Here is an 8,066-nt window from a genome sequence, read left to right on the forward strand (position 1 = left end):
AATCGTAGAAAGTCGGCGCGGTCCCGAGGGCCTGCAAATCGTTGTATTTTTGCTCGGCCAAGGCGAGATATTCGGCTTTGCTCATGGCGGTGGTGGGGGAGGTAGGCATGACACAAGTTACCAATACGCCGCGACAATTTGAATTGCACCCTTATCACCCACTTCCCCCTGGTATTGATGAACCCCCATTTGCCTTTCGATTTCGCTGCACAAACGGCCTGTGCTTGTGCTCCTAAGGATGTTATGGCCAGAAGAAAGAGGAGCAAAAACTTCATTTAGCAAAGGCTTTATATCTCTAACGTCCCAAGCTACCTCGCTTGAGTATTCGGAAAAAAGAGGTAGGACTAGTATGATGCTATGAGACGCCTAAATGCACAATCCTTTACTATAACGAATGTTAAAAAAGCTCTTTCCTTGGTAAAGTACCACAATTGGAGGTTGCGGGCGGTGGGGCAAAACCCGCACTGATTCCAAGGTCGGGTTTATAACTGACATTATATAAAGGAATAAAAACCAGAAATATCCCAGCGGGTGAGCGAGCCCGATTTCTTTCCCCGGTCCAATTAGAGCGGCCCCGGTACTGGCAAGCCCCGGCCGCACATTTTTGCTGTCTCCGTGAAATACGGTCAGCAACAGCGAGGACCAGCGCAGCGCTATTCAACCGTCAAGCTGTGTTCGACCAACACAGCCGCCAGTTCTACGTTGCCTGCCCACCCCTCGCTTTCGCGCATCGCAATCAGTAAGTACCTCATTGTTTCCTCCATGGACTGGCTTTCGCCGCGTACGAAAGCATGTTCCCATGGGCGCCTGCTAGCTGGCAGTAAATATTCTAGCCAATAGGCGCCGGGGAGCATGGCACCGCCTACGAGCACGAACCAGCTGCTTTTGAAGTGAGGGTCGGGTGACAGTCCCAGCCGTGCCATAGACGTCAACCCCCAGAGCGCCAACTGCGGGAATAAGGTGTTGAGCACTTCCAGTAGCCGCAGCATATGCTGCCCCACTATTTGCGAAACCGGGTCTTTGCTGTTGGCTATTTCCTGGTAATACTCCTCTAGGGTCTGGCGGCCTTGGACGGGGCTTCGTTGGATAGGCATGAGCTGATACGGTTTTATCAATGCCCGCCAAGCTACAAATAACCACTTCTATGAGCGCTTCGGAGGAGTGGGGGCTAGTTTACGAAACTCATCTGCTTGGCGCGTTTCGTAAACTTTGATTCGTAGACGAGTTTCTTAAACTCGCCCGGTCCTACTGGGGCCCACTGGCACCTGATGCTGGGCAGCTGCGAGGCGTTTAAGAAAGGGAGGGCTATAATTTCCCAAATCTCTGATACCTAATCCATAACATGGCGCCCAGAAACGCGAGGATACTACCGACTAGGTATGCCGCGCACAACCACTTATTTCTGACCTTATCGGCTTTCTCCATTGCCTCAAATAGGTCCAAGTACTTGCTGTTTCGGTACAAGGTGAAGTAGTTGACTACCAGCGCAACGCTGTAAACCAGGAAGCTCCAGTAATGAGGTCGGAGGTCGAGGCCCCATTGGAAGTCGGATAAAGCTAGGAGCGTGCAGATGTTAAGCGCGAGGATCCCAGCACTTCCCGTAGCAGCGTACGTCGCCGGGTAATCGTCTCTATACCGGTATAAGTTGTAGATAAAGTAATTGGTGTACAGAATTGGATTCATAGCGGTCTATCCTCTGGCGCCCTACAGGCGGTTTGACAAGTTTACCGAAGTGGTCCGAAGGTAAACGAGATGCGTTTTGTAAAAGGAGGGGTTTTTAGTCATCTGAATAATAATAGGCCACCTTTTGCTTGACAGCCACCACCCCGCCTTGTTGCTGCATCCACGCGTCCACCGTCTGTAGCTCACCCGTTCGCGGGTTCAGCACCCACACGCGCCCATTGGACCGAATGCAATACGCCCCCAAAGAGGCCGTCACGTACAAGCGAAACAGTCCCTGCTTATACTTGGTGATGCTGGGCTCGGGTACATCGCCGCACGAGAAGGAGACGCTGGACGTGTCAGGAGACGTGTGGAAGAATAAGAGCCCAACGGGCCGGCCGCGCTGATAGGCCACGGCCTGGAAGTGCAGCGTGTCCCAGCGCCAGTACTGACCAAGGTCCTCGCCCGGTTGGTAGCGTTGAAACGGTCCGGCTGACAAGTGCGCGACCGGAACAATGCGGCAGCTGCCTTGTCGGCGGTACTGCTTCAGCGAGTTAAACCCCCCATTGTCGGCGTACTTAAAATTTAGCCAGCCCTCTTCCCGAACAGCCCGTTCAACCAAAGCCGACGCTTTACGCCAATAAGACGGGGGCAGCTCCACTGTGTCAGGCGGGGAAAGCAACCGCGTGCGGGGTGGCTGTCCAGCATACCCCAGCGCATCGGAGTTACCAATAAAAAGCAGCAGTAACAAACCGAATAGCGGGCGCACAGAATAGCAGAAAGAAATACAGGAAGCTTTCGTATAGCCAAAGTACTGGCTAAGCGGTAATATCTGCTCCTAGCAGTTTACCCAAGGGGTTCGAAGGTAGCCGCGTGCCGTTTATTGAATAGAGAGGATGGCTGCCTAGGTCGCCTCAGGGATGCTGCCATCAACGCCGGGTGCACGTTCGCTTGACCAATGGCGAGGCGGGCGGGTCCACGTATCTCCACTCGGTGGTTATTCGCACGTGATTACTGTCGCGGACAATCTGCAGGCGAGTAGCTCCAGCTACTTTGATGACCCGGTCCCCGCTGCGCAGGTAGGCAACGGCGGGCAACGGCAGGGCCAAGTACAAAGGCCGATGGGAGGCGGTATCTGACCAGCGCCGGACCACGGGCATGCCGTGGCTGTAGCCCTGCACCACTACTGTGGCATCGATACCCATGCGCTGGAAAGCCTCTTCGGGCGCGTTGAAACCTCCTAGCATGTAGGAGAACAGGCCGGACCCGACTATAAACAAGCCCACCCATTTTAGGGTGCGGAGTTTGTGCTTCAACTTCACGGGTACTGGATGGAGACTGGATTACGAGATGATACAGGGAGATGACACAGAAACAGGTACTTCTCCTCTACTTGACTACAGGACGCTGCAAGGTACCGTGACTATCTCACGAAGACGAGCATGTTGTAGTTCAGCGAAGCGGTCGGAAGGTAACCGCGCTTCGTTCAGGAAAATGGGAGGTACTTTGCCATACCGGAGTTGGCTCGACGAGCGGCTGACAGCCGGGCCGCCCAGCCGGACTTGGTTCCTCGTATCCCTGACGCTACTTATAGAAGTTGATGTCCCACCTCAGCGCCTTCTTAACCCTTTTGGCGCTATTGCTCTTCCTGGGAACCGCCCGAGCACAGCCCACCAGAACCCTTACCGGCCGGATATTAAGCGACCGGTTGGAAGAGGTTCCGGGGGCGACTATTTTCGCTCGGGATACGACCATCATCGGGACGACGGACATGGCGGGGTATTTTAAGATAGAGGTTCCCGTTAACACCAACACGCTCATATTCGCATCTATCGGCATGGAATGGACCACTGTCAAGCTGAGCGGAGAATGTTCAGACCTTGAAGTGATGCTCCCGTTGCGTCCTCGTAGTTGCTTTATGTCGGTAAGGCGCGTGAATAGACAAAGCTTCAAACGGTTTAAGCACTTGCCCCAACTACATCGGGAGGCTTACGAGAAAGGGCTTTTTAAATCCCATACTCCTTGTGCTGCTCCCCTTTTCACCAAGTGGATTCCCCGTTCAGTGAAACGGCTCAACTAGCAAAAGGAGCGTAATCAGGTCCTTTCCCGAATCTACTTCTGATGTGCTACTTCCGACGAGCAACGCCTTGACGGGGTTGTTCCTTTACTTTTGACGATGATGACCTTCGCTGACGTAGTAAGTAAGAGCGGCGATTCCGTGCTGGAGTCCTATGCCTATGCCGAAGGCCACCTGCAACTGGTGCTCGTGCTGGGCGAAAACGACCAAAAAGTCGCCTTGTCCCTCCCCACAGACCATCTTGCCTTTGCTGGCTACGCCTTAGCCAGGGCGGAACGCGCCTACCGCACCTGCTTTCTTGCCCTTGAAGACTTGTCGCAGGTGCTTTGCGTGGAAAATGGGGTTTATGTACCCGCGCCCGACTTTGGCCAGCTCATGCAGCAGACCCGGGCCAACTATCACCTGGCGTATGGCAAGAAGGCCGCTGAATGGACGCATGTTCTTTCCCTGGTCGGGTATGGCCGGTTGGCATCTTGCTTGGTGGCTAATGTTGGGGAAATCACGGTTGTAGAAGTAGCCGGTTAAGCTCCCATCCAGACCACGCAGCCGGGTGTAGTGAGGGGTCTGGCTATCGTCATGGAGTCAATAGGTAGCTTGGCGCAGAGAGCGTGAAACATGGTGGGCGGGCTGGTGGACGCTGAACAGGACGGGTTGGGGAGGGTGGGTTTTTGTGATTTTACCGGGGGTGGGGAGCTAGTAACTATATAGAAGGAGCATACTAGCTGCTTAGGAGGAGCTTTTTAGCCAGCAGCTGGCCAAATATGGCACTTTACCGGGAACAGGGAATTGTCAGGGTATTATCAAGCCATTAGCGGATTGGGAAGTACCGGAAGACTCGTTGGAACCAGGGCCACACTGGCTACTGAAACAACACTATCCGGGTCAGCAGTTGCGCGCAAACGGCCGGTAATGCGTAAATTACGGCAGGAAGCGCCGCGGCTGTTGGCGCCGTTTCTCTTCACCCCCACCCCTCTTGTATGGACCAGCCGACACCTTTACGCACCGTGTACAATTTGCTTATCCTGGACGAGAGTGGCTCGATGGAGGTCGTGCGCGAGGCCACCATCCGGGGCTTTAATGAGTTGGTGCAGTCCGTGCAGGGGCTGGCCCGGGAGTTCACCGAGAAGAAGCAGGTGGTGAGCCTGACCACGTTTAACGGAGCGGGCATCCGGGAGACCTTATTTTTGCAGGACGCCAGCGCGCTCAAGCCGCTGACGCTGGCCGACTACCGGCCCGACTCAATGACGCCGCTGCACGATGCCATCGGGCAAAGCGTGAGCAAGCTGCGCAACGTGTTGGCCACGACGGGGGCGGCGGATTACCAGGTACTGGTGACGGTGCTCACGGACGGGGAGGAAAACGCCTCGAAGGAGTTCACCCGACCGGTCATTCGCCAGTTGATTGAGCAGCTCAAGGAGCAAGGCTGGACGTTTACCTACATTGGAGCCAACCACGACGTGGACCGGGCGGCCGATGGACTGGCCATCGATAATAAGCTGGCTTTTACCCAGAATGCGGCGGAAATGGACGTTATGTTTGAGAAAGAGCGGGGGGCTCGTCGGAAGTACAATCTGAAGTCGACAGAGGACTTGTATGCGGGCCGGTCCAAGGCGGATTACTTCGATGATGACGAGCCGGCTCACCCAACCCCGCCGGCCGACGCGCCCCGGACATAGCCTATCAACAAGAATAGCTGCTACGAAAAGGCTGGCTCCCAACGGAGTCAGCCTTTTCTGTGTTTATAATTGGTGGCAACGGCTTTTACCGTTTGATTCAGCCATTGACGCAAGCTGGCTGGGGCGAGCACCTCGACTTCTTCGCCCATCGAGAGCAGTTCCATGCGTAAGTCGTGGGTGTCAAATATTCGCAGGCGGAGGCGTGTTTCAGTATCTGACTGGCTCAGCAGTTGCTGGGTGGCGTGCAACGGGTAGGACTGCACGTACCGGCCCTGGGTTGGCGTCAGTGACAACACGATTTCCTGGGGTTGCTCATCATCGGGGCGGATAATGCCGAAGGCCTGCTCGTAATACGTTGAAGCCTCAAAGCCTGCGGGAGTAGCAAAGCTTCGGGCACTCGGCTGCAGGTCGGTAATGCGGTCGAGTCCGAAGCAGCGTAGCTCGCCAGTTTCGGGCTTCACGGCCAGCACGTACCAGCGGCCTTTGAATTCTTTGAGCAGCAGCGGACCCACCAGGCGACGGGTGGGTTGTTCTTCCCAAAATTTGCAATAGGAAAACGCTACCTGCTGCCGGGCCTGTACGGCAGCCAGCAGCGGGCGCAGGTGCTCCAGGCCGAGGGGCTGGCGCGCTTCGAGCTGCACATGGGGAGCCAATGCGGCGGGCAGCCGCAGAAACACCTGCAGCTCCAGGGCTTCGAGCAGGCGTTGGTGGCCGGGAGGCAGCGGGTCGGTGCTGGTTAGCACGTAGCCCCGCTGCTTCTGGTCGTAGCTGACATTCACTGCAAAGTCTTCGGCAATCACCAGTAGGTCGCGCTGGAACGTGCGCTTGGTATAGCTGCTCATCACGTCGCGAAGACTCGACTGGCTGAACAGGTAAGCCTGGATTTCATCGAAAGGGTGCGCCCGTTTGGCGTGCTGTAGGAAGAGCGCCAAGGCCAACTGACGCTGCAAATGGGCGTGCGTAGTCATGGCTCAATCTTGACGTGTGTGGCCATTTCAGTCGGATGTTTCTGCTGGGTTACTTGCGCGTCAATCGATTGAGTTCACCGAGCAACGCCGTCATTTCCGGGGTCTGAAAACGGGCCACTTTGGCGGCTATTTGTTTCAGTAGCTGCTCGGTGTCAAACTGGGCATGCCCGCCGATGCTCCACTCACCCTGGTACCCTCTACCGGCGCGGACGAAGCCCCTCAGCCCCTGGAAGCCTACCTGAGCCGGGCCGACACGGCCAACTTGGCGAACCAGAAAGCCGCCCAGATGCGGGAAAAGGCAGCGCTGGGCGTAAAGGCCGCCCGGCAGCAGTACCTGCCCGACGTGTCGCTCACCGCCAACTACCTGCGGATTCAGGGCTCCCCCATTCTGCCCCACAACAGCGTGCTGCTCGGCGGCCTGCTCAACTGGAATATCTACGACTTTGGCGAGCGAAAAGCGGTGGTGATGCAGCGGGAGTCGCAGCAGCGGCAGGCCACTGAAAACGCGCTTTACACCAAAGAGGAAGTGGCCGGCGAGGTGCAGAAAGCCTACCGCCAGCTCCGGCAGGCCGCCGCCCTCACCGCCGCCGCCCAGAAAGCCACCGACCTGCGCGCCGCCGAGCTGAAGATTAAGCAGGATGCGCTGGCGGCCGGCAAGGTCTTGCCCGTCGAGGTCCTCACCACCCAGGCCACGCTCGCCAAAGCCCAGGCCGACCTACTCGCCGCGCAGCTCAACTACCGCTTGGCCCTCACCGAGCTACTGCACGCCAGCGGCCAGCTGTGAGCACCGGCTGGCTGTAGCGGTGCCGTGCGTTGGAGCGCGATAAAAAGGGCCGGGCAATGCCCTGCCAGGTACCGGGGTATCTCATTGCTACTGGACCCGACCAGAAAACCGGATTTTGCTGCTCATCTTGCCGTCCATTGTATAACTTCCTGCGTTCCAAAGCAGCAGACCTGCTCCTCGCTTGGTCGATATCAATGTCGGCTTCCTAAAAAAAATACCTGCCAATGATGAGCCACACCTTTATCCGCAACGGATTCATTGCCTCGGGGCTGGTCAATATTCTGGCCGTGCTGCTGCTGTCGCGGGGCTTCACAAATGCGGTAATTCCTGAAACCGACCCGGTCGTCATGTCCAATTTTGGCTTGCTGATGATTGCCGTTTGGGGGCTGGTTTTTCTGGCCGTTGCCACCCGCTACCAGTACGTGAAGTGGGCGGTGGGCGCTTTCGTGGTCGAAAAGCTGGTGTACGCGGTGGTCTGGTTCCGTTGGATTACGACCCACGACGTAGCCGCGGTGTATGCCCGGGACTTGTTCGCCGGCGTCTTCTATTCGGTGTACGGCTTCAACGACTTTCTCTTTTTTCTCTTCTTCGCGGCGGTGTTCTACCAGCTCCACCAAAAGGACGCAAAGTCGCTCAGCAGCGGCTAACGCTTTAACACGCCGCCATCTAATCAACGCGGGTCGAATTGTTCGTCGTTGGCCCTGATATTCAGTAAGCGGAATCGGTGAGGGTAGCCAACTGGCAACTAAGAGCCTATCCGGAAAATAAGGAAGTTGTAGCCGAGCGCGAGAATTTTGGGGTTACCACACCTAACAAATTTCCCGTTGCGCCCGACTACAACCGAATACGAAGCTACCATACACGCCGATTTTTTGCCTTCTCCCGCACTCTGGGCCGCC

Annotated in this window: 9 protein-coding genes; 5 read left to right on the plus strand and 4 right to left on the minus strand. The window is 56.4% G+C overall.

The genetic code is table 11. The features are described 5' to 3' along the window. Positions 1 to 653: 653 nt before the first annotated feature. From GM79_RS00775 to GM79_RS00790, 3 genes are all read right to left on the minus strand, one after another. Positions 654 to 1,094, minus strand: coding sequence for a hypothetical protein (locus tag GM79_RS00775; protein ID WP_152559755.1), 441 nt, complete (start codon positions 1,092 to 1,094; stop codon positions 654 to 656). Between the two features lie 683 nt (positions 1,095 to 1,777). Next, on the minus strand, positions 1,778 to 2,161 hold the full coding sequence (locus GM79_RS24485) for a hypothetical protein (RefSeq protein WP_152559756.1): 384 nt from the start codon (positions 2,159 to 2,161) through the stop codon (positions 1,778 to 1,780). Positions 2,162 to 2,591: 430 nt separating this feature from the next. Further along, positions 2,592 to 2,978 (minus strand): hypothetical protein, encoded by a 387-nt coding sequence (locus GM79_RS00790; protein ID WP_152559757.1) that lies wholly within the window; start codon positions 2,976 to 2,978, stop codon positions 2,592 to 2,594. A 284-nt stretch (positions 2,979 to 3,262) separates the two neighbouring features. Here GM79_RS00790 and GM79_RS26390 point away from each other — a divergent pair, with 284 nt between their 5' ends. The 3 genes from GM79_RS26390 (at position 3,263) to GM79_RS00805 (ending at position 5,415) form a co-directional block, all read left to right on the plus strand. Further along, positions 3,263 to 3,742: a carboxypeptidase-like regulatory domain-containing protein gene (locus GM79_RS26390; RefSeq protein WP_035557655.1), complete on the plus strand. Its 480-nt coding sequence runs from the start codon at positions 3,263 to 3,265 to the stop codon at positions 3,740 to 3,742. A 96-nt stretch (positions 3,743 to 3,838) separates the two neighbouring features. After that, positions 3,839 to 4,264 carry a hypothetical protein gene (locus GM79_RS00800; RefSeq protein ID WP_035557657.1) on the plus strand — a complete coding sequence of 142 codons (426 nt, stop codon included), beginning with the start codon at positions 3,839 to 3,841 and terminating at the stop codon, positions 4,262 to 4,264. A 452-nt stretch (positions 4,265 to 4,716) separates the two neighbouring features. Next, complete coding sequence (locus GM79_RS00805) at positions 4,717 to 5,415, plus strand: VWA domain-containing protein (protein WP_072008487.1); 699 nt, start codon at positions 4,717 to 4,719, stop codon at positions 5,413 to 5,415. 47 nt (positions 5,416 to 5,462) lie between these two features. On the opposite strand, the gene GM79_RS00810 is transcribed toward GM79_RS00805, so the two are convergent. Continuing rightward, the gene (locus GM79_RS00810) at positions 5,463 to 6,383 is read right to left on the minus strand and encodes a helix-turn-helix transcriptional regulator (protein WP_035557659.1); all 921 of its coding nucleotides are present in this window, start codon (positions 6,381 to 6,383) and stop codon (positions 5,463 to 5,465) included. A gap of 163 nt (positions 6,384 to 6,546) precedes the next feature. Between GM79_RS00810 and GM79_RS00815 the strand changes: the two genes are divergently transcribed. Both GM79_RS00815 and GM79_RS00820 read left to right on the plus strand, forming a co-directional pair. Continuing rightward, a complete protein-coding gene (locus GM79_RS00815) occupies positions 6,547 to 7,167 on the plus strand; it encodes a TolC family protein (protein WP_051718328.1) in 621 nt (206 codons plus the stop codon). 224 nt (positions 7,168 to 7,391) lie between these two features. Then, on the plus strand, positions 7,392 to 7,814 hold the full coding sequence (locus tag GM79_RS00820; protein WP_200875566.1) for a hypothetical protein: 423 nt from the start codon (positions 7,392 to 7,394) through the stop codon (positions 7,812 to 7,814). The last annotated feature ends 252 nt before the right edge of the window (positions 7,815 to 8,066 follow it).

The organism is Hymenobacter sp. IS2118 (assembly GCF_000715495.1).
GTDB lineage: Bacteria > Bacteroidota > Bacteroidia > Cytophagales > Hymenobacteraceae > Hymenobacter.

Coding starts and splice junctions, on each gene's coding strand:
- GM79_RS00775 (WP_152559755.1), bottom strand. CDS start 1,094: ATGCCTATCCAACGAAGCCCCGTCCAAGGCCGCCAGACCCTAGAGGAG.
- GM79_RS26390 (WP_035557655.1), top strand. CDS start 3,263: ATGTCCCACCTCAGCGCCTTCTTAACCCTTTTGGCGCTATTGCTCTTC.
- GM79_RS00800 (WP_035557657.1), top strand. CDS start 3,839: ATGATGACCTTCGCTGACGTAGTAAGTAAGAGCGGCGATTCCGTGCTG.
- GM79_RS00805 (WP_072008487.1), top strand. CDS start 4,717: ATGGACCAGCCGACACCTTTACGCACCGTGTACAATTTGCTTATCCTG.
- GM79_RS00810 (WP_035557659.1), bottom strand. CDS start 6,383: ATGACTACGCACGCCCATTTGCAGCGTCAGTTGGCCTTGGCGCTCTTC.
- GM79_RS00815 (WP_051718328.1), top strand. CDS start 6,547: ATGCCCGCCGATGCTCCACTCACCCTGGTACCCTCTACCGGCGCGGAC.
- GM79_RS00820 (WP_200875566.1), top strand. CDS start 7,392: ATGATGAGCCACACCTTTATCCGCAACGGATTCATTGCCTCGGGGCTG.